The organism is Embleya sp. NPDC008237, assembly GCF_042956465.1.
In the GTDB taxonomy this organism is placed as follows: domain Bacteria; phylum Actinomycetota; class Actinomycetes; order Streptomycetales; family Streptomycetaceae; genus Embleya.
On sequence record NZ_JBIBGL010000004.1, the window covers coordinates 125,073 to 145,527 of the forward strand.

The 20,455-nt window shown below is 70.3% G+C and carries 17 protein-coding genes; 5 read left to right on the top strand and 12 right to left on the bottom strand.

The features are described 5' to 3' along the window. Nucleotides 1–16 precede the first annotated feature (16 nt). The 7 genes from ACFZBU_RS11040 to ACFZBU_RS11070 all read right to left on the bottom strand — a co-directional run bounded on the left by ACFZBU_RS11040 (nucleotide 17) and on the right by ACFZBU_RS11070 (nucleotide 7,189). Complete coding sequence (locus ACFZBU_RS11040; protein ID WP_391583200.1) at nucleotides 17–931, bottom strand: phenylalanine 4-monooxygenase; 915 nt, start codon at nucleotides 929–931, stop codon at nucleotides 17–19. A 302-nt stretch (nucleotides 932–1,233) separates the two neighbouring features. Further along, nucleotides 1,234–2,187, bottom strand: coding sequence for a PhzF family phenazine biosynthesis protein (locus ACFZBU_RS11045; RefSeq protein ID WP_391583201.1), 954 nt, complete (start codon nucleotides 2,185–2,187; stop codon nucleotides 1,234–1,236). A 434-nt stretch (nucleotides 2,188–2,621) separates the two neighbouring features. Beyond that, entirely contained in the window at nucleotides 2,622–3,422 is an 801-nt protein-coding gene (locus ACFZBU_RS11050; RefSeq protein WP_391583202.1) for an SDR family NAD(P)-dependent oxidoreductase, read from the bottom strand. Between the two features lie 116 nt (nucleotides 3,423–3,538). Beyond that, the gene (locus ACFZBU_RS11055; protein ID WP_391583203.1) at nucleotides 3,539–4,087 is read right to left on the bottom strand and encodes a hypothetical protein; all 549 of its coding nucleotides are present in this window, start codon (nucleotides 4,085–4,087) and stop codon (nucleotides 3,539–3,541) included. A gap of 80 nt (nucleotides 4,088–4,167) precedes the next feature. Next, complete coding sequence (locus ACFZBU_RS11060; RefSeq protein WP_391583204.1) at nucleotides 4,168–5,256, bottom strand: hypothetical protein; 1,089 nt, start codon at nucleotides 5,254–5,256, stop codon at nucleotides 4,168–4,170. A 202-nt stretch (nucleotides 5,257–5,458) separates the two neighbouring features. After that, complete coding sequence (locus tag ACFZBU_RS11065; RefSeq protein WP_391583205.1) at nucleotides 5,459–5,905, bottom strand: nuclear transport factor 2 family protein; 447 nt, start codon at nucleotides 5,903–5,905, stop codon at nucleotides 5,459–5,461. Between the two features lie 540 nt (nucleotides 5,906–6,445). Further along, complete coding sequence (locus tag ACFZBU_RS11070) at nucleotides 6,446–7,189, bottom strand: TetR/AcrR family transcriptional regulator (RefSeq protein WP_391583206.1); 744 nt, start codon at nucleotides 7,187–7,189, stop codon at nucleotides 6,446–6,448. 323 nt (nucleotides 7,190–7,512) lie between these two features. On the opposite strand from ACFZBU_RS11070, the gene ACFZBU_RS11075 reads away from it, so the two are divergent. Beyond that, nucleotides 7,513–8,523: a hypothetical protein gene (locus ACFZBU_RS11075; protein WP_391583207.1), complete on the top strand. Its 1,011-nt coding sequence runs from the start codon at nucleotides 7,513–7,515 to the stop codon at nucleotides 8,521–8,523. A gap of 37 nt (nucleotides 8,524–8,560) precedes the next feature. On the opposite strand, the gene ACFZBU_RS11080 is transcribed toward ACFZBU_RS11075, so the two are convergent. Next, a complete protein-coding gene (locus tag ACFZBU_RS11080) occupies nucleotides 8,561–9,412 on the bottom strand; it encodes an SAM-dependent methyltransferase (RefSeq protein ID WP_391583208.1) in 852 nt (283 codons plus the stop codon). A gap of 308 nt (nucleotides 9,413–9,720) precedes the next feature. Between ACFZBU_RS11080 and ACFZBU_RS11085 the strand changes: the two genes are divergently transcribed. Further along, the gene (locus tag ACFZBU_RS11085; RefSeq protein ID WP_391583209.1) at nucleotides 9,721–10,467 is read left to right on the top strand and encodes a glyoxalase; all 747 of its coding nucleotides are present in this window, start codon (nucleotides 9,721–9,723) and stop codon (nucleotides 10,465–10,467) included. A gap of 105 nt (nucleotides 10,468–10,572) precedes the next feature. After that, complete coding sequence (locus ACFZBU_RS11090; protein ID WP_391583210.1) at nucleotides 10,573–11,004, top strand: STAS domain-containing protein; 432 nt, start codon at nucleotides 10,573–10,575, stop codon at nucleotides 11,002–11,004. 152 nt (nucleotides 11,005–11,156) lie between these two features. Here the strand turns inward: ACFZBU_RS11090 and ACFZBU_RS11095 are convergent, their stop codons facing one another. The 4 genes from ACFZBU_RS11095 to ACFZBU_RS11110 form a co-directional block, all read right to left on the bottom strand. After that, complete coding sequence (locus ACFZBU_RS11095) at nucleotides 11,157–11,582, bottom strand: STAS domain-containing protein (RefSeq protein WP_391583211.1); 426 nt, start codon at nucleotides 11,580–11,582, stop codon at nucleotides 11,157–11,159. Between the two features lie 1,053 nt (nucleotides 11,583–12,635). Next, entirely contained in the window at nucleotides 12,636–13,172 is a 537-nt protein-coding gene (locus ACFZBU_RS11100) for a hypothetical protein (protein ID WP_391583212.1), read from the bottom strand. A gap of 1 nt (nucleotide 13,173) precedes the next feature. Next, nucleotides 13,174–17,124 (bottom strand): hypothetical protein, encoded by a 3,951-nt coding sequence (locus tag ACFZBU_RS11105; protein ID WP_391583213.1) that lies wholly within the window; start codon nucleotides 17,122–17,124, stop codon nucleotides 13,174–13,176. Nucleotides 17,125–17,320: 196 nt separating this feature from the next. After that, the gene (locus ACFZBU_RS11110) at nucleotides 17,321–17,908 is read right to left on the bottom strand and encodes a hypothetical protein (RefSeq protein WP_391583214.1); all 588 of its coding nucleotides are present in this window, start codon (nucleotides 17,906–17,908) and stop codon (nucleotides 17,321–17,323) included. A 414-nt stretch (nucleotides 17,909–18,322) separates the two neighbouring features. Here ACFZBU_RS11110 and ACFZBU_RS11115 point away from each other — a divergent pair, with 414 nt between their 5' ends. Both ACFZBU_RS11115 and ACFZBU_RS11120 read left to right on the top strand, forming a co-directional pair. Further along, nucleotides 18,323–18,748 (top strand): DUF3052 domain-containing protein, encoded by a 426-nt coding sequence (locus tag ACFZBU_RS11115; RefSeq protein ID WP_391583215.1) that lies wholly within the window; start codon nucleotides 18,323–18,325, stop codon nucleotides 18,746–18,748. A gap of 326 nt (nucleotides 18,749–19,074) precedes the next feature. Next, nucleotides 19,075–20,229, top strand: a complete 1,155-nt coding sequence (locus ACFZBU_RS11120; protein WP_391583216.1) for a lipid II:glycine glycyltransferase FemX — start codon at nucleotides 19,075–19,077, stop codon at nucleotides 20,227–20,229. Nucleotides 20,230–20,455 lie beyond the last annotated feature (226 nt).

The window sequence follows — 20,455 nt, forward strand, 5'->3', positions numbered from 1 at the left end:
GCGCGATTCGGGGCCCTCACCGCTGGGGTGGGTGGGACACGAAGCCGCGTTCGGCCGGGGCGGGGAGGCGGAGGCGGTGGCGGGTGCTCTCGTCGAAGTCGTCGAGGAAGGCGTGGAGGAGGTCGGCGAGGTGGGTCGGGGATTCGACGGTGAACAGGACCGGTTGATAGCCGGCGACCTGGTACGGCATGCGGGCCATTTCGGTGAGATCGAACGGCCGCAGATCGGCGCGGGTGAAGCGGGCGAGTTCGCCGTAGGACGACAGCAGGGCCGCCCCGTACGCCCGGGGTTGTCCGCGGTGTTCGAGGACGACGCCGTATTCGAGGGTGAACCAGTACACGCGGCTGATCAGATCGAGCGCGTCGGCGCTGTCCACGCGGGACGCGGCCCGGCCCACCGTGCGGTACAGGTCGGCGAAGAACGGGTCGGCGAGATGGATGCCGTGCCCGAACACGTCGTGCAGGACGTCCGGCTCGGGCGTGTACAGCGGCATCGCGGGATGCCGCACGTACTGCACGGCGTGAAAGTACCCCTCGGCCATCGCCCCGAGGAAACGCTTGTTCGGCACGATCCCACCCGCCAGGGTGAACCGGAACCCGGTCAGGGCCTGGAGCCTGTCGGAGACCTCCTCGTGCTGCGGGACACCGTCGGCGGGAATCGGCGCCACCGCGCGGGCACGCAGCAGTTCCGGACAGACCCGGCCGTCCTGGGTCCGCCACAACGCGCCGTGCACGCGACGCCAGGTGGCGTGCTCGGCCTCGGTGTAGCGCACCCGGGGCGACGGTTCGCCCACCCGATGGCCTCGGGCCCGGTCGGCGATCAGATTCCTGCGACGGACGTAGTCCGGGTCCGCGAAACCGGGATGCGCCTCGGCGCGGCCCACGGTGACCCCGCCCGCGTCGAGCGGAGTCAGCCTCGTCCAATCGATCATGAACAGCATCGTGGCCCGACACGGGGCCGACCACACCTCCCCCGCACCCACACGGACGACACGCGGCGAGGGCCGACCGGGCATTCCGGACAGCCTCTCGGCGCCCACCGTCCGCGCTGCGAAACCGACCCGGCGACCCGGCGGCCCAACGAATTCACGGCTTTCACGGCGTCACGGCCCGGACCGGAGCAGGCCCCCCGCGCCTCCCTCGATGACGACCGTCGCGAGCGAACCGGCCCCTCCGACGTACGGGGGAGTCGTCGTCGGCGTTGCGGGCGCGGGGGGCGGCACCGCGATCGCCGTCACCCCGGGCTCGTGGCCCCACGACCGCTTGTTCCGTCCTGGACGGTTTTCCGGTCGACATCGGTCCGCTCGGCGTCGGCGGCGCGATGTCCGTGGACGAAGCCGGTGACCTCAGCGGTGCCCCCCACCTGGATCGACGGGCCCGACCGGCTGTTTCGTGCGGTGGCGGTGATCGTGGCGGGCGCGCCGACGGAGTCGCCCATGTCGACGGTGATGTCGGTGATGCCCCGACCGGCCAGGTGCCCGGCAAGGCAGGCCGTGCTGTTGGCGTTCGCGATGTCCTCCGCCACGCCGATCGAAGGGGCGAACATGCGGGCGGCGACGCGACCCTCGGGCGTCGGCACGGTGTACACGTAGCAGCCGAGGAAACCGAGACGGTCGCATACGGCGCGCAGTCGTTCGAAGTCCGGGGCCAGGGCGGCGAGCGCCGAGCGCGATCCCACGGGGACCAGCAACCTGGGTCGTCCCACCGAGGCGACCCGGGCATCCGGAGCGAGCGCGCCCGGGGCGAGGCCCAGGGCGGCCAGGGCGAGGCCGATTTCGCTCTCGGTGGGCTCGCGCAGTTCGACGGGACCCGGGTCGAAGGCGGCGTGAACACCCGTCTTCTCCCGTACGGACCGGCCGGTGAATACCCGGCCCCCGGCATGGAGGGTGGCCCGATACTCGTCGCGCCCGGCCCGCCCGGCCAAGAAGGCCAGCGCGGCAACCGTCCCGTGGCCGCAGGCGGGCAGTTCCCCTTCGCTGGTGAAGAAGCGAAGGGAGGCCACGGGATCGCCGGATGGGCCCTCGTGCGTGGAGACGAACACGGCATGCGAGGTCCCCGCCGAGGCGGGCACACCACGACGCTCGTCGTCGTTCGACGACGCGTCGTCCACGACCGCGGTGGGGCTGCCGCCCCTACCGTCGCGCAGACACGCGCGAACGATCGCGACCGGCAACTCGCGCCCGCTCATCCGCAATCCGAGAAACGACAACCCGACATCACGCGAAGTACGGTACCAACGCCGGGTTCTCCTCGGCCCGCCGATCCGCGTCTCCTGCCACTCGCCCACCGACCCGTCCGGATCGCCGCCGGGAGCGATTCGCTTCCCCCGACGCCCTTCCACCCCCGGGTCGGGCCCAACTCACAGCAGCCGCCCGACACACGGAGCCGCCATAGCGGTCACGGACGCCCCGTCCGGTCGCGTGCGATGACCCCCTCCGACCACGTCGGCGAAGCACCGAAGAGACGACGCGTCGGAATCGGTCTCGCCTCTCTCACCGTCCCCTGAGATGAGAACGAGAGCGAGACCGCAAGCCGCCGCCGGCACGCCGCACCCCCGGTCTCGGGTGCGGCGTTTGCGCACCGGATGTCGCACACCCTGTCCGGGCACGAGGTGAAGCCGGATCAGTGGGTGTCGAGTGGGGGGCGGCTGCGGGAGAGGAAGGCGCCGTTGTCGGACAGGAGGAACTGTCCGGTGGTGTGGGCGGAGAGATCGCAGGCGAGGAACAGGACGAGGTCGGCGAGGTCCTCCGGGGCGGACAGTTCGCCGCCCAGCGGGATCGAGGCGCGCAGTGCCCGGACGTAGTCGGCGGTGAGCGCGGCCTCCACCTCGCGGGTGAGGGTGGTTCCCGGGGCGACGGCATTGACGCGGATGCGGTGCGGCGCGAGTTCCACCGCGAGGGTCCGGGTGAGGTGGTTGACCGCTGCCTTGGCGGCCCCGTAGGGGGCCAACCGGGGTGCGGGGCGGGTGGTTTCGCCCGAGCTGACGTTGATGATCACGCCGTCGACGCGGTCGCGGATCATGGCTGCCGCCTCGGCGCGGCACGAGTACATCGCGGTGAGCAGGTTGCCGGCGACCACGTCCGACATGGCTCGGGGTGTCCACTCGACGAACGGGGCGGCGGAGTGCTCCCCCATCATGCCGACGTTGTTGACGGCGATGCGCAGTGGGCCGAGGGTTCGCGTGGCCTCGTCGACGAGGTCGTCCACCCGGTGCGGGTCGCGCATGTCGCCGATCAGCGCGAGGGCCGACTGCCCGGTGGCACGCACGAGTTCGCAGGTCGCGTGCGCGGCCTCGGGGACGATGTCGGTGACGGCGACGTCCGCCCCCGCCCGCGCGAGCGTGAGGGCGATCGCCCGTCCCAGTCCGGCGCCACCGCCCGTGACCAGGGCGGCGCGGCCGGTGAGGTTCGTCGGGTCCGTCACAGTGGGTTTCTCCGCTTCGTGTGGTGCGGGCGTTCGTGTCGTCGTCCCGGACCGGGCGGGCGTTCGTGTCGGAGTCCCGGACCGGCAGGTGCTCGGGGTGCGCGGGCAGGCCGGGGTCAGGGGGCGTCGTGGGCCGACGGGGTGGTCGTCGCGAGGACGAGGGCATCCTCGAGGGCTTCGAGTGCCATGGCGTCGAGTTCGGTGTCGGACGAGCCGCCGAGCGGGCCGCGCACGGTGAGGACGCGCGCCTGGGGCATGCCGTACAGCGAGGAGACCTGGCGGGCGATCTCGGTGAAGCCGGCGGTGGCCAGGAGCAGGGTGGGAATGCCCGCCTGTTCCAGGGCGACGGTGTCGTGGCAGCTCCACGAGGTGCACGAACCACAGTCCGCCGAGCCGGTGATGATCAGATCCGCCGATGCGCGCAGCCGCTCGATCACGTCGGGTTCGGCGGGCGCGGCCGCGCTGAACTTGGGGATCTCCAGCGAGACCACCGCGCCGGTGCGTTCGGCGAGCAGCCGGGCGACGGCTCCTTGGATGTAGCCCGCGTGGGGCTTGAGATTGTCCAGGACGGCGATGCGCGCTCCGGTCAACACCGCCAGTCCGGGCGCGAGTTGCTTGGCCGGCTCGCCGACCCGTCCGCACGGGTCGAGCAGGTGGACGGTCATGACGTTCTCCTCAACGTGTTCGGGTGGGACAACAGGCAGCAGGCAACAGGGCGGCACCGCGGCACCGGCGGCATTGCGGCCTAGTCGACGGGGACGGTGACGCTGCGCGTGAGTCCCCAACTCGGAACCACCAGAGAGTGCTTGCCCGGGCCGCCCGCGACCAGGATCCGGATGTTGTCCGCGCTGTCGGTCATCGGTTGCAGGTCGTCGTCGGCCAGCGCGCGCATCCACGGACGCCACAACGCGGCCCGGAAGTTGTCGCGGAAGTCGCCCGCCCGGCGTCGCGCCTTCTCGAACAGGTACGCCCGGACGTCCTGCCGCGCCCACCCGGCCGCGGCGATCGTGGCCGCGTGCTCCGGCCCCAGGACGATGAAGTACTCGGCGCTGGAGACGACCGCGTTGTTCGTCCCGAACGTGGCCATCACCGTCGCCATCTTGTCCAGGATCGGCCCCGGCTCACCCCGGGTCTCCATGTCGTGGATGTTGTGCGGATTCTCCATCCCGGCCACGGTGACCGCGCTGCGGCTCTCCAGCCCCAGCGAACGCGGATAGGCCGCCCAGGGGCTGGCCTCGGCGTTCTCCGCGAAGCAGAACGTGTACTTCGAGGGCTGTCCGTGCGTCGCCGCGTCCGCCAGGCCCCCGTCCCCGGTGCCCTTGGCCGTCCCACCGCCGATGTGCAGCAGCGCCAGCCGCACCGCGCGTCCCAGCGTGGCGTTCGCGCGATTGCCCGGACCCAGCGTCCCGGTACCGGAGTTGAACCCGTGGGCGGAGACCGCGTGTCCGTGCACGACGACCATCACGGACACCGGGTGGGTCGTGGAGTTCACGCCGCGGAGATTGAACTCGGGTGCGCACATCCCTCGGGTCGCGGCGACGAGCAGGGGCAACATCCCGGGCGTGCATCCGGCCATCACCGCGTTGACGGCGAGCACCCTGGGCGTGGCCTCGCCCAGACGCGGCGGCAGCACGCCGACGACCTCGTCGGGATCACCGGCGTAGCCGGCCAACATCGCGGCCACCCGTTCCTCGGTGGGGGCCACGATCGGCAGGCCGTCCCCCCACCCGCGTTCCTCCAGCCACGCGTACACGGTCTCGGGCAGATCGTCGGGGAGGGCATGCGTGTCGGTGCCCCCGGCGGGGGCGGATCCGACCGTTGCGGAGTCGACCATGAGCATTCCTTCGACTGAGGGGTCGGGGAGGCGAGTGGGTGTGAGGTTATGGCTGCACGGTCGCGATCACAAGAGGTTCCGTTCGAAATAGCAGGCTGTGGTTTCGAATATTCGAATCACAGCATCCCAGACGCCCGCCGGTCGTTCGCGGCTCGTGGGAGATGCGCAGCAGGGCCGACGAGGTCGCCACCGCTGGGCCGGGTCACCGCTCCCCGAACGGCACGGCCTCCATGGTGTCGAGCACGACATGGACTTCCGCAAGCCGGTACACGCCGCCTTCGCGCCGTGCGGTCGCCCGGACGATGCCACTGGCGACGGGTGAGGGTACGCGGTTCTCCACCGACGTCACGTGGATGTACGACGACAACGACACCTCGGTGTCCGTGTGGCCGGTCACGTGGATGTTCGTGCCGTTGTGCCGCAGCGGGTAGGGGCAGGCGAGCCGGTGCCGCCGCTGCCAGTCGAGCACGTCGGCACGGCCTCGGCTGTCCGACGCGATGAACTCCTCGAACGGGTGGTCACCGGTGTCCGTGCGCGAGGTGAACCACACGTCCTCGGTGAACATCTCCTCCCACGCGTCGAATTCCCCCTCGTCGTAGGCGAACCACCAGCGGTGCAGCAGTTCGTGGACGGCGATCGTCTCGTGCATGTCGTTCTCCTCGATGGTGGTCCGTCGGGCCGGCGGGGTTCGCGTACCCGGGTCGAATGCGGCACCGGCCAGGCCGACGGGCGAACGGCGAACGCGCCCAAGCCCTCGACCGCCGACCACAACCGGTCGTGGCCCGGAGAAACGCGGTGCCGCGTCGTACCCGAGGTGTGCGCGCGTGCGCCTACCCGGCGCAACGCAACATGCGGCGCTTCCTCGGAGCGCCCACGACCCGACCTCCGCAAATAAAATACGCGTTACACAAAAATGGCAAGAGCGGCGGCACGGCAGTCGAGCGTCAGGATTCGACCGAGTCGGCCGTACGGCGACAGGCCGTACGACGGTAGGCCGTACGACGACAGGCCGTACGACGACAGGCCGTACGACGACATACCGTCGTGGCGGCATGCCAGATCGCTGCGCCCGCACCCGAGCGCCATCCGAACGGTGCGTCCCGACCCCGGACGGACCGCTTCGGTACGTCCACCTCCCCCGGTCGTGCCACCACCCCGCACAACCGGTTCCGTGCGCCCCGGCCCGGAGTCACCAGGGCGAGGGGTTGCTGAACAGCGGCGCCGTCGGGACGGCCCGCTTTCGCGGCGGCGTCGCGGGGGCGGCCGGCTCGGCGCCCTCGCCCATCGACGCCAGTGCGGCGAGCGTGGCATCGATCACCCGGTCGTACAGCCGCTCGAACGCCCCGGGCAGTTGTTCCAGCACCGGGCCCACCCTGGCCCGATCCGCCGGATCCGCCGCCTCCAACGCGTCCCGCATCGCCGAGACCATTTCCGGAGCCGGAACGCGCCGGGCCGCCAACGTGGCCTGACCGACGATGGTCGTACTCACCAACGCGACGGCCAACGCCAAGTCCTCGTCTCCCAGTTCCAGCGGCTCCAGGATCTCGGTCAGCAGGACGAACGCCGGCAACCACGCGGGCTGCCGCGTCGACGCGATGTACGGCAGCAGCTGGGTGTAGGGCCGCAGATACTCCAGGCTCATCCACATCCAGTTCCGCAGTTCCTCCTGCCACGTCGAACCGGCGGGGCGATCGAACTCCATGTCGCTCGCCACCCGGTCCGCGACCGCGAACAGAAGGTCGTCGCGATCGGGAAAATAGCGGTACAGGGCCATCGGCGCCGACCCTGCGGCCTCCGCCACGCGCTTGACGGTCAACGGCTCACTCGGGTCCTGATACACCAGACTCACCGCGGCGTCCACGATCTGCCCACGCGAGAGCCGCGCCGGCCGACCCCGGCCCCGCGAGGGTGCGTCCGTCGACGACTGAACCATGCGTTTCCCTTTCGCCGCGCCCCGCCGGCGCCGACCGTCTGCGAAGTCCAGGGTACGCACCCGCAGGGGGCGACGACGGCGCCCGGCGTCGGCGGAACGTCACCGGCGTCCCGGGCCGCGGCGCCAAACGGCGGACCGGCCGTGAAACCGCCATCGACGGGAAAGTCCGCGCCGGTGAGGTACGACGCGGCGCGCCGCGAGGCGCGGCCCCTCATGGGCCTCGGTCGCCCGCGCGACTCCTCGGAGGGTCTTCCGGCTTGTGACGGCGGGCGGGGAGGTCGACAGTGGACGTGGGACACGGACGATGCGAAGAGGGAGGACCCGTGGTCGTCTTCGCGTACGAGGAACGCCGTGCGGTCGAGTCGTACCGCCGGCGCGTCGAGGGCCTGCACGCGCAACTGGACCGTGACGCGGGGTTCTTCGACGGAATGCCGCTCCGGGTGAGTGCGCACGAGTGGCACGCGCCGTCGGCGTGGAAGGAGTCCGAGGTCTTCTCGGTGATCGGGATCGGCCTCTCCGGCAACCTGGACCGGGTTCGGACGTCCGCCGAGACACACGCCGAATGGCTTGCCGCCGGGCACGCGTACGTGGAGGCGATCAACGCCGCGATCGTGGCGGCGATCCCCGTGCGCGCACAGGTACTCGCCGACCTCGACAAGCCGACCACGCGAGTACTGCGCCGGCGGCGCCGGGCCGCGTTGCGCACGTGGGAGCAGGCGCTGGAGACCTACCGGACGGCTGTCGCCGCGGCCGAGGCGGCGTACCGGCCCACGCGCGAGGCGGTGGCCGAAGCCGTGGGCGCCACGCGTGCCAACGACGAGCGCAGGGAGGCAGCGCGGCGTGCGGCCGACGAGGAACGGCGGCACAGGGCCCGGGCGTCGGCGGAACGACCGATGTGGGGGCTGGTCCTGGTCGGCGAGCAAGCCGACCCGCCCGTTGCCGCCGCGGGAGCGGACTCCGGCGCGGGAGCAGACTCCGGCCCCGCTGCCGGCGACGTGCTCGTGTACCGGTACGACGTCGCGCCCGACCATCCGCTCCCGGCGGTCGCCCGACCGCACGCCCGCACGCCCGACGAGCCGCTCACCGCCCACGCCCTGGAAGCCGCGCTGCGCGAACTGCGCGACGAGGGCGTGTCGGTCACCTGGGAGAGCGCCGCCCGGGCGGCGCTGGAGCAGGAATGCGACCTGGTCCTGAGCTCGTGGTGGAATTGCCTCTTCCCGCACTCGGACCTGTTCCGCCCACCCCCGAGGGGACCGGACACCACCCGCCACACCGGGACGTCGCACCACTCCGGCTACGGCGCGGGCGGCCACGGTTGCGGTGGAAGCTTCTGATCGAACGTCCCGTCGCCCGGTGCTTCCTCGGGCCTGTTCAGCGTTTGCGCGCCAGCATCCCGTAGCAGCCGATGGTGACCGGATCGGGGAGTTCGGTCCCGGGGTCCGGACGCCAATGGGAAACCGGATCGACGCCGGGATCGAGGAGTTCCCATCCGTCGGGCACGAGTGCGGCCACCTCGGCGCGGCTGCGCACCTGCATCGGGATGCCCGCGTTGCGGTACGCCGCGACCCCGCCGGTCGTCGAGACCGGGTCGAAGTCGCCGGTGAGGTGCGAGATGACCAGGTAACTGCCGGACGGGAGCCGGTCGGTCAGCCGGCGCAGGATGTCGGTGGGCTTGTCCTCGTCCGGGAGGAAGTGCAGGATCGCGATCAGCAGGAGAGCGAGCGGCCGTTCGAGATCCAGGGTCTCGGTGAGCGCGGCGTCGGCGAGGATCGCGTCGGGGTCGTGCACGTCCGCGTCGATGTAGGCGGTCGCGCCGTCCGGGTGGCTGGACAGCAGCGCACGGGCGTGGGCAAGGACGATGGGGTCGTTGTCGACGTAGACCACTCGTGAGTCGGGCGCGATCCGCTGGGCCGCGTCGTGAGTGTTGCGCCCCTCGACCGGGATGCCGGTGCCGATGTCGAGGAACTGCCGTATCCCGAGCCGGCCGAGGTGCTCGACCGCCCGCAGCAGGAACGCCCGATTGGCCTGCGCGGCCGTGCGCGCCTTGGGAACCGCCGCCAGGGTCTTTTCGGCGGCTTCCCGATCGACCGGGAAGTTGGACTTGCCGCCCAGGAAGTAGTTGTAGATGCGCGCCGAGTGCGGCCTACCGGTGTCGACCTCCGGCGGAGCCCATTCGGCGATCAATGCCTCCTGCTCCGGCGACCGCTCGAACGCGGAATCCATCTGCACCTGCCCCCGCCCTGAAACCGAAGGAGAAATCGCGCCTGCGGCACTCGTCCCACGTTCACGTTGTGTAGGCGCGATGCTATCGCCCCCCACGCTCCTGCCGGCAGCCGGCCGGGCCCGGCGCAACGGGCGAACTCCTCACCCGCACAGCCCTGATGGCGAGGCATCCCGGCGCCGGCCCTCCGTCACTGCACGACTCCCCGCATCCGATATGGGCGCTATGCGATGACTCATGTGCGGAAATCGTCGGGGACGGTCACAATCGAGCCCCTGGGCAGACGCCCGCGAGGGAAAGGTGCCAATCAGTGACAGCCTCGACGATACAGGCCAACGAGACAACCGTGCCGATGATGCCCTGCGTGGCGGTGGAGGAGACGGCCGAATTCTTCCAGGCGCTCGGTTTCAAGGTCACCTACAAACAGACCAAGCCCTACATCTATCTCTCGCTCGAATGGAGCGGCTTCGAGTTGCACTTCCGCAAGCCGCCCAAGGATCTGGACCCCGCGGAGGAGAACAGCGGAGGATGCCTGGTCTGGGTCGACGCCGTGGCGCCCTACCATGCCGCTTTCACACAGGCCATGCGCGAGACCTACGGCAAGGTACTGGCGACGGGTCGACCGCGCATCACGCGCTTCAGGGCGGGGGCGAGTCGTTTCACGCTGATCGATCCCTCCGGCAACCAGATCGCGTTCATCCAGCGCGACGAGCCGAAGGAATTGGAGTACGGCGGTTCGCAGAAACTCCAAGGGTTGGCCCGGGTTCTTGACAACGCGCGTATCTACCGCGATTTCAAGTACGACGATCGTGCGGCATTCCGGGCCGTCAAATCCGGCCTGCGCAAGCACGGCGCAACCGCACCGGCCGTCGAGCGGGCGCTGGCATTGGCGACCCTCGTCGAACTCGCGATCGGCATGGATGAACGCGAAGGCATCGAGGGATGGACCACTGAACTGAGCGCGATTCGCCTCACCGCGGACGAGCGGCAGCGAGTCGAGGGCGAGCTGCGCAACGCCGCGGATCTACGACGGTGGCTCACCGAAGACACCCGGTAACCGTGACAGCGCAGCCGTCCGGAGGGCGCGGGGCGGTGGTGTGGCGCATGTGGCGCCCTTCGGTGTGCGTGAAGGTGCGGTCAAAGGTGCGAGCGAAGATGCGCGGTGCGCGGTGCGAGGTGGAGCCGGGCGAAGAAGGATTCGGCATCACGACGGTTCGGGTCCGCTCTCACCGACGCCGCGCCGACCCGACCGCGCCGGGCCCGATGGGCCGACCGCTGGGACGGGGACGCGGTCGTGGTCGCGTTGCGGGGCGAGATCGACATCGTGTCCGCGCCCGACATCGAATTCCATCCGGATCGGCTCACCCGCGTTCGGCGAGTGTCCCTGTTGATCGACCTGACCGCGGTCACCTTCATCGGGGCCTGCGGCATCGGGCTGCTGGTGCGCGCACGCGAACGAGCCCTCGCCCGCGGTGGCACACTGTCCCTGATCTGCGTAAGTCCGTTCGTCCTCCGGCTGTTGTCCCTGCCCGGACTGTGCAGTCCACGCTTCGTAGTTCCGGCCCGACCTCCCGCCCCCGCCTCCGCCGCCTGACCACACCCGGGGGCGCGGGCAAAATGGTGTCCGTCGCCTGCGCGTACCGCCGAATCGCCTTCCCTCGCCCACGAATTGCCTCTCCCCGCCCCTTCTCGGGAAGAACCGCGGAGGTACGAGCCTGCCGGCTACGGCCGGAGGATCCGGGGTGATCAGGGCCGGGTGGTCCCCGTCCACGTCGACACACGCGGGAGTTCGGCGACACCGGCACCGTGCGGCGCGCCGAATCGGGCCGAAGCCGGGTCCACGAAGCGGCAGTCGATCGTGTGGTGCAGCCGCACCAGGCGGATGACGCGGGCCGGTTGCCCGCGCACACCGGTCAGGACGAGTGCCGCGTGCGACCGGGCACAGATGCGATGCAGGCGCAGGAACAGGTTGATGCCCGAGGTGTCGCAGAAGGCGAGCGCGCCCAGGTCCAGTCGTAGTTCACCGAGTCCGGCTCGGGCCAAGGCGGCGAGGGTCGGCTCGATGGTCGCCGTGCTGTCGATGTCCAGTTCGCCGCGCACGTTCACGGTGACCCGCTCGGCGGGTGCCATACCGGGGCGGGAGCCGGCCGGAGTCGTCGCGATGGTGATCACGAAGTGCCTCGCCTTCGAGAGTGTGCGGTCCGCCGGGGCGGCTGTGCGGCCAGTCCATCGGGATCCGTCGCCCGCGCCCAGGGCCGAGCGGCTCCCGGGCGGGGCCGAAGGTCCCGCCCGGGTCCATGAGTGATGGGCGGCTTCGCCGCGGCGACGAGTCAGGCGGCCCGTCCCGGCGGCATCGGTGCGGCCCCGGACGGACCGATGATGCTCCCCACCACCAACGCGGTGGCAGGCCCGGTCGGTGGCAGCGATCGTCGGGGACACCGACGACGCCCGGCACTGGGCGTCCATCCGGATCCTGATCGAAGTCGATGCCGTGGCGCGGCGGCACGGCGGTTTCGCGAGCGGGGGCACCAACGGCAACTGCGAGAGCATGCTCCGCGGGTTCGACCGCGACGGGTTGGTGTACGAGGCACCGGCCGGCAGCCGAACGTCGACCGTGATGGTGGCGCCGTCCTCGGAGGTACCGGTGCCCGGGTGGACGTGCGGCGGATTCGACACCGGGTCGAATCTCGTCGATGCCGTTCGCGAGGTGGCGCAAAGGCTGTACGGCGACGTCTCCGGTCTGCCGGAAAACGTGGATCGCCTGTTCGACGACGACGTTTTCGCCTCTCCGTCCGACCACGACGCGGAGTTCATGGGCCGTCTCTGCGAAGCCGTGTCGTCCGACGGAGAGGCGTGTGACGTCGAGTCGGGCTCATCCAGGCCATGCTCCACGACGACCACGTCGCCGACGCGCTCGACGCCGTGGCGCGCTGGGAGGGCGAAACGGCCATCCGCGCCGCGTCGGAGGCCGATCGCCGCATGGTCGCCTTGGCCATGCTCGCCGACCTGGTCGTCGAGGAGACCGGCCCGACCACCCATCGCGACGAGGTCCACCACCCCGACTACCCGGCCCCGAAGCAGAGTTCGCCCAGCAGAAAATGGCACGCGAGGGCGGAGCCGAACAGCGGATGTCGCCATCGCGCCACGGAGGGGCACCGAGTGTGCGACAGGGAAGCACCGACGTGCCAGGGCCGCCCGACGAGGCAGCTGTGCATCGGGGCGGCGTCAGCCCACCGCCGCCCGGGTGCTTCGACCGCTCCGCCCGGTGCCACCGGGAGCTTCGACCGCTCCGCCCGCCGCCGTCGTGGCCGGACGCCCGTCGTAAGTCTCGCCGGCGCAAAGGCCGTTGCCCAACCTCTCGCTGCGCACGGCCGCGGCCGGCCCCAGCGGCGGTACGACGACGAAGGCCCAGCACGCATACGCCCCCTCCGCCAGCACGGATCGGGTGATCCGGATGTCGCCGAGGTCGCGGCGGATGTGCCACTGCCCTCCCGCGTCCAGCGCGGTGATCTCGGCGTCGGTCAACGAGCCGTCCGCGGCGGCCGTGCCAATCGCCCGAGTGATCTTCTCGACCTCGTTCGCCTGTGCGGACCGCTGCAACCTCTTGCGGCCGGCGGGCCGCTCCACCTCGAGCCACCACACCATCGCCCCGATCGCGACGGCCACGGCGAGAACCACACCGACGGCGACGCACCCCGCCGCCCGCATCACGCGGCGGGCGGTCGGGGAGCGTCGGTCGTCCCGTTCGTCGGAACGGTTCACATCACGTCCCGGGATAGCCGATGGCGTCGAGTTTCGCGCGCATCACCGCAGCATATCCCGTGGTGCCGGCCGACTTCGGGTGGAACGATTCCCGACTGATGCACGCTTCGGGAAGCCAGTCGGTGGTGCATTGTTCGGCGTCCTTGGTGACCGGATCACCCTGGTGGAAGTCGCCGTCGCCGTTGGGGCCGATGACCACCTTGTTGATCCACTCGGGGTCGTCGCAGCCGGAATGCCCGACGAACGCGTCGACCGGATTCGCGTAGGCGATCTTCATCGGCCAATTGATCTTCAGGTCGTCGACGAGCGCCTGCTGCTTTCCGTTCGCGTAGTTGACGAGTTCGGCCAGCGCGTGCACCTCCGGCATCATGTAATAGAACGACCCCGCGCACTTCTCCGTCCGGCTCAGCAGTTCCGGATATCCCATGAGCACGATCTGGGCGTTGGGTGCCGCGGTCTTGATCTGCGTCAGGATGCCTCTGAGGCTCGGGATCATCTGATTGTCGATGATCCCTTTGTACGTCGGCATGAAGGACGAGTCCTCATTGCAGTTCTGGCCCAGCCCGGCGCAAGCCCGCATCGCCTCGGCGAAACCACCCCCGTTGTTGCCGCCGAGGGTGAGCATGACCAGGGTCGTATCCTGGGTGAGCACCCCGGATCGGATCTGGTTCATCTCCTTGAACTGCCCCTCGCCGAAAGCCTGTTTCGTCGGGTCGAAGGCCGCGTCCTCGACGTTCCCGGTCCTCGCCCCGGAACAGGCGACGAAGCCGAGTTCGGCCGTCGGGCTCCAACTGTCCGACAGGGAACCGAGCGAGGCCGTACTGCCGGGCAGCGTCACCTTTCGGCTCCAGGCGTTCTTGCTGCGCCGGCAGGCGTTCCACCCGCTCTCGCCGTGGTCGGCGTTGGACTCGGGCAGGTAGTCACCGGCACCCTCGCCGGAGGTGTACGAGTCGCCCAGCACCGCCACGATGTGCTGGGGCTTCGCGCCGAGCGGTTGGAAGGCCACCGCGTCCCAAGCGACGTCCTCGCTGCCCGAGCCGTCCTCGGTCTGGCTGCCGAGCTTCACCCGGGGCGTACCGGTCATCTCGTAGACGCCGAGGGAGACCCAGGTGTTGGCCTTGATCTTCTGATTGAGGTAGCGGGTCCGGGTGTAGGAACCCGTTCCGGTGTCCACCTCGTACTTGGCCTGCTGGGTCTGCGCGCCGTGGTTGGGGATGTGCACCATCACCCGGGTCCAGGTGTTCAGCGGTTGGCCGAGTTCCCACGTACCGGTGGTGTCGAGGCGATTCGCGTTGGCATCGCCGATCTTTCGGGTGTGGGTGAACCAGAAGTGGTTCCCGTAGCCGGCACCGATCTGATGGGTGTCGATCTTGCCCGGGTACGTACCGTTCGACTGAGCGAAGGTGAACCGGAAGGTGCCCGCCGAGGCCACCGGCCCACAGCTGCGTGTATCGGTGCCGGCCGGGCGGGTGCCGTTGGGCAGATCGTCGACGACGAGCGCCCCGGCGGGCAGTCCGCCCGTGCACCGCGGCGGGTAGGAGTTCTCGTCCGGCTGCTCGGGATAGGTGTCGTTGAACCGGTGGACGGCGTTGCCGCACACGCCGATGCTGCAGTCCTTCCAGGCGTTCGCGCTGATCGGCTGGTTCCACCAGCAGTACAGGTCGGTGCGGGTGCACGCGCCCTGGCCCGGCTGGTTGGAGTCGTTCGGGCCGATCTTGCTCGGGTCGCACTCGTTGGCACTGGTACAGAACAGGCTCTCCGGCGGCTTCATCGCCGTACGGTTCGCCGGCGTCGTCCACCACGCGGCACGGTAGCCGGGCTGCATGTCACCCGGCTTGAACAGCCCCGAGATGGGATGCGCGGCCCAGCCGAGGACCTTTTCCTGGTACGGCCAGTCCTGCGGATGCGCGGCGTGCGAGTAGTCGTCGCCGCCGGAGCTGTTCTCCAGGAAGGGGGTGCGGTTCGCCTTCCACAACGGGTTGGCCGGGTTGTTGGTGAAACCGACGCCCCACTTGCCGTGGTTCGCGCCCGCGGTGGACTCCGGGTGGAAACCGGAGTTGTACGCCCACAGCGCGAAGAACCAGCTCTCCAGATACTTGGGGTCGCCGCCGCCGATCTTGAGACCGCCGCCGCGCGTCTGGTTCCACTTCTCCACCAGGATGTTCACCCCGGCCGCGATGTTCGCGGTGTAGTCGACCGCGATCGCCTTCTGCATCTGCTCGGAATACTTGGGCTGTCCCCTGCGCATGCCGTCCGTGACCTGGGTGATGCCGTAGCCGCAGTCGGCCGTGGCCCAGTTCACCGCCCACGGGTCCGGTATCTGGCCGTTGGGGTTGTAGGCCGTGCCGTAGTAGTTGCCGATCAGCGGGTTCGCCGTGACACCCGGCACCGCGTATCGGGTGGCCTGCCACATGTTGGACTCCTGGGCCGTGATGCCGAGCATCACCTGCGCCGGGATCCGGCCGCCGCCGTCGAGCGAGTCCAGGGGGAAGAGCGTCTGCGGCTGGTAGGCCCCGATCGCGGTGCCCTTCCAGTCGGCCGGGCGCGTAACGTGCTTGTTCAGGTTCTCGCTGACCACTTGGTCCACCGCCCACTCGACCTGTCGGGGAGTGGGCTGGAACGCCTGCAACTTGGGGTCCCCGCGCGGGACCGCACAGGTCCGCTCCTCCTCCACGGGGTTGTTCGGGTCCGGAACGGTGAGCCGCGCGGCGGTCTGCGGCGCGGGCAGGGCCGGGGACTGATCATTCCCCTGGGCCGCCGCCGGCGGTGGACCCGGCGCCACGTCGACGGTGCCGCCCTGCCCCGACGTCAGGTCCTGCACGGCGACGCGTGCCGTGTGCTCACCCGGCACCTGGTCGGGCGCGACGCGCGGGTCGCCGGCACCGACCCAGCCGGCACCGGTGACGAGCGCCTTGCCGTCGATGGAGGCGAGTGCGCCCTTCGGCGCGTTCGCCGGTCGGCGAACGGACGCCGGCAGCCGCCCCGGACCGGCTTCGGTCTCGCCGGTGACGACGACCGTGCCGTCGGCGGACGCGGTGAGGTCCATCCGCGACAACGTGCCCCGTGCCACCAACTGCGGGCGGTCCGTGCCCTTGCGCACGCCCTCGGCCGCCACGCGCATCACGGTTCCCTGCGGTGCCGAGGCGGCGGGCCCGGCCTTGTCGGCGGCGGCCGCGCGGTCCAGATAGACGATCCCGCCGTCGCGGTCCGCCTTGAGTTGAAAGGGAATGCTCGTGGTGACGGCGATCGGGGTCCGCTTCCCGAGTGCCGCACCCTTGCGGCCGATCCGGATCAACCGGTTGCCGTCCGCGGCCACGACCTCGTCGCCGTACGGCACCGCCGAGGTGACCTGACCGGTCAGTTCCAACGGCGCGGTGAGCTTCGCCGTCACCGTGTCGACCGACGTGATCCGGGTTGCGTTCACGGCCATGGTTTCGTCCGTGAACTGGGACAGCACTGCCTCCTCGCCGGTGCCGCAGCCCGGCGAGAAGTAGGCGAGCGACGCCTGCACCGGCAGCTTGGTGACCTTGCCGGTGGCCAACTCGACCACGGCGGTGAACGCCCCGCGCGCCAGCAGGTTCGGCTTGTTGGTGAACGTGCGAGGCGCGTACGCGACCACCGCCCGCTTGCCGGAGCCGGTCACGCAGGCGTTGCCGATCCAGGAGTCCGTGTCGAACCCCGGTTCGGACAGGCTCGCCGCAGTACGCCAGCCGTTGCCGTTGCCCGCGTTCGCGACCAGGATGTGGAACCCCTCCGCGTCACCGAGCGTCGTCCACGCGCCGGCCTCGGTCGCTTTCGCGGGCGCGGTGGAGGTGGTCGGGTCGGCGGTGGCCGCGCCGGCGTGCCAGGCGCCGCTCGCGAGGGATGTGCACGCCAGGAGGGCGGCCGTCCCGAGTGCGGTGCGGCGATCGATTCGTTTTCGGCTTCGTCGGATCCCGGTGGGTGCGCGCATGAATTCCTCTCGCGTCCGCGCCGGGCTCACCGGCGACGTCGTCACGTGGGCCACGTCGACAGGGCGCCGATCCGAACGGCCTGCGGACGTGGGTGGATCCGTCCCGTGTCGGGGCGGCCGCTCGGAGTCGGGGCGCGCCCGAGCCGCGTCGAGACCACGCGCGAGCCGCCCCGGTCCTGCTCCGATGGCCGAGAACTCAGTCGCAGTTCGTCGCGTTGCGGATCGCGTCGACGAGCGCCGAGCCGGAACCGGCGGAGTTCTTCATGATCGCGTAGACCTTTCCGCAACCACCCCGCGCGCGATATACCGGCCCCGCGTACGAGGTGAAATTACCCACGTCCTCGGCGCACCCGTCGGCAATCCAGTTCGAACACAACTTGAGCTTCATCCACTTGGTGCTTGCGGTGTTGTTGTCGAGGATGGCGCACGTGGGTTCGTCGTTGGGAATATTTCCCGGGATACGGTAGGTGAAGAGCGTCGCCAGGCGATTGTCGGAGCTCGGGAGCCGTTCGGCGTTCTCGAGGACGTAGTTCGCACCGCAGACCACGAGCGCGGCCCGCACGGCTCCCGGATGGGCTGCGGCAAACGCCCGGGTGTCCGCGTCGGCCCGGTCGGAGAGCTTGACCGCGGGCGTGGGGGCGGCCTGGGCCTGCGGTACGGCAATACCTACCGCGGCGATGGTCGCGGTGGCGAGAAAGGATCGTGCGGCGAACTTGGCAATGGACATGCGAATATTCCCCTCTGCATGGGAGGTGCCCGATTTCGCAAAATCCCCGTAGCCCATGGCTCGAGGCCGTTTCGCGTCGCAGGCGAGCCTAAGTCGGTCAAACGAGAAGCAACAGTGTCCGATTTGAAGCGGAATGGTGAATGTACATTTTCGACACACCGAGTGACAATGGCGAACCATCTGATTGGTCGTCATGCAGCCATCAATCGGACACCGAAGAAACCCGAAGACGACCGGCCGCACACAGTCGGTCGAATATGTGACGTCGGTCACGTACGAGGCCGCGGCTTGCAGCGGCCTGACCGGGGCCGCGCGTCGGGGTGTGGGTGACGACGCACCCCCGGCGGCATGCGCGCGTAAGGTCGCGCAAAGGGCGTTGCCTTGGGGAAGGGCCGGAATCCTCGACGGGCACTGCGAGTTGCCGACCGGCCGCCGTTGCAAGCCCAGGCACATGTTTCGAGCAGGAAGGCTGTGCTGGTGGCTGCCGCGGATGCGCGGAACTACGCGCAGAGGATGGGCATCGTTCGATCCATGGTGGTTCAGGAGCTGGGCTGGGACAACGACACCGATGACGAAATCCGCGCCGACGTCGAGGACTCGATCGGCAGCGGGATGGTGGACGACGAAACCGACCGCGTCGTGGACGTCGTCCTGTTGTGGTGGCGGCTGGGGGATGGCGACCTGGCAAGCGACCTCACGGATGTGGTGGCGCCCCTGTCCGACACGGGTGTGGTCTGGGTCCTCACTCCGCGGACGGGCAAGCCCGGCCACGTCGATCCGAGCGAGATCGCCGAGGAAGCGAACGCGGCCGGCCTGGCATCCATCGCCGTCGTCAACCTCGGGGCATGGTCCGGCAACCGCCTCGTCCGGCCCGAGAATTCGCGCGAACAGCGGTAGCCACAGCCCGACATCACACCGAGGGGCCACCGCAGGACCTCGGCCGCGCCGGCCCGGAGCATATCGCCGGCATATCGAAAACCACATACGTGCCGGCAACACCACGCTGCCTTGACTGGGGGCATGTCCCGCAGCGAACCGGCAAGAACAACAGCCCGGCCTCCGACGTCCTCGTCCCCCTCGGCCGCCGGGCGCGCCCTCGGGCAGGGCGATGTGCACCGCTGTACTCGTGGTGTCGGTCGCGAACAGTCCAGTGACCCGATGCCACCGGCACTGGGAGCGCGTCGGCGCCCTGTCCGAGAAGGTTGTCGTCAGGATGGGGACCGGTGCGCCGAGCCGCGCACCGCCCAGGGGTCGAGGTCGTGGACGTGGGTCTGACCGTCGGGCCGATCGGCCCCGCCGAGCACTCGGCATTCGTGCAGGCACGGCGGTCGGTCAGCTTCCTGCAGACCCCGGCATGGGGTCGCGTCAAGACCGAGTGGCGCAGCGAGTCCCTCGGCTGGTACGACGGCCGGCAACCGGTCGGCGCCGGGCTCGTCCTGCACCGGCCGGTCCCGCGGCTCGAGCGCTTCACGCTGGCCTACCTGCCCCAGGGCCCGGCCATCGACTGGACCGGCGACATCGACGCGTGGCTCGATCCGCTGGCGGCCTACCTCAGGGCACACGGCGCGTTCGCGATCCGACTCGGCCCGCCGGTGCGCACGAACACCTGGAGCGCGGCCCGGGTCAAGGAGGGCATCGCCGACCCGGCCATCAGGCGGCTCACCGAGATGTCCGACCCGCAGTCCGACCCGGTCGGTACCCGCGTGGCCCGCCGACTCGCGGACGCAGGCTGGCTGCCGCAGAGCCCGGAGGACGGCTTCGGGGTCGGCCAACCGCAGTTCACCTATGAGATTCCACTGACCGGCAGGACCGAGGACGACCTGCTGGGGGGCATGAATCAGCTCTGGCGCCGCAACATCAAGAAGGCGGCCAAGGAGGGCGTCGAGGTCACGATCGGTGCGGACCTGAAGGCGTTCCACGACCTCTACGTCCACACCGCCGCGCGCGACCGCTTCACGCCCCGGCCGCTGCGCTACTTCGAGACCATGTTCGCGGCGATGGGCGCCGAGGACCCCGAGCGGATCCGGCTCTATCTGGCCCGCCACCGGGGCGATCCGGTCGCCGCCACCATCCTGGTCCGCGTCGGCGGCCACGCCTGGTACTGCTACGGCGCCTCCTCCACCGAAAAGCGCGAGGTGCGCGGCTCCAACGCCTGCCAGTGGGCGATGATCCGCGACGCGCTGGCGGCCGGCTGCGACGTCTACGACCTGCGCGGCATCACCCCCACCCTCGACGCGGACGATCCGCACGTCGGGTTGGTCCAGTTCAAGGTCGGCATCGGCGGGCAGGCGGTGCGGTATGTCGGCGAGTGGGACCTGCCGCTGCGACCGGTGGTCTATCGGGCCTTCGACCTCTACATGAGGCGTCGCGGCCGCTGAGCCCGAATCCCATGGTCGGCGACCGCCGGCGAACGCCGCGGCGACCTCGTCGAAGCGTGCCCTGCGGGAGGCCTGGACGAGCACCACGTCGCCGGCGGCGAGGTGGCCGCGCAGCCGGTCGACAGCCGCGTCGTCGTCGACCGGTGCCACCACCTACTCCCCCGCCGCGTCGGCGATCGACCGAGCGGCCTCGCCGACCAGGCGGGCCCGGCCACCACGTCGGCCG

Coding starts and splice junctions, on each gene's coding strand:
- ACFZBU_RS11110 (WP_391583214.1), bottom strand. CDS start 17,908: ATGGGCTACGGGGATTTTGCGAAATCGGGCACCTCCCATGCAGAGGGG.
- ACFZBU_RS11065 (WP_391583205.1), bottom strand. CDS start 5,905: ATGCACGAGACGATCGCCGTCCACGAACTGCTGCACCGCTGGTGGTTC.
- ACFZBU_RS11060 (WP_391583204.1), bottom strand. CDS start 5,256: ATGGTCGACTCCGCAACGGTCGGATCCGCCCCCGCCGGGGGCACCGAC.
- ACFZBU_RS11070 (WP_391583206.1), bottom strand. CDS start 7,189: ATGGTTCAGTCGTCGACGGACGCACCCTCGCGGGGCCGGGGTCGGCCG.
- ACFZBU_RS11080 (WP_391583208.1), bottom strand. CDS start 9,412: ATGGATTCCGCGTTCGAGCGGTCGCCGGAGCAGGAGGCATTGATCGCC.
- ACFZBU_RS11045 (WP_391583201.1), bottom strand. CDS start 2,187: ATGAGCGGGCGCGAGTTGCCGGTCGCGATCGTTCGCGCGTGTCTGCGC.
- ACFZBU_RS11040 (WP_391583200.1), bottom strand. CDS start 931: ATGATCGATTGGACGAGGCTGACTCCGCTCGACGCGGGCGGGGTCACC.
- ACFZBU_RS11105 (WP_391583213.1), bottom strand. CDS start 17,124: ATGCGCGCACCCACCGGGATCCGACGAAGCCGAAAACGAATCGATCGC.
- ACFZBU_RS11055 (WP_391583203.1), bottom strand. CDS start 4,087: ATGACCGTCCACCTGCTCGACCCGTGCGGACGGGTCGGCGAGCCGGCC.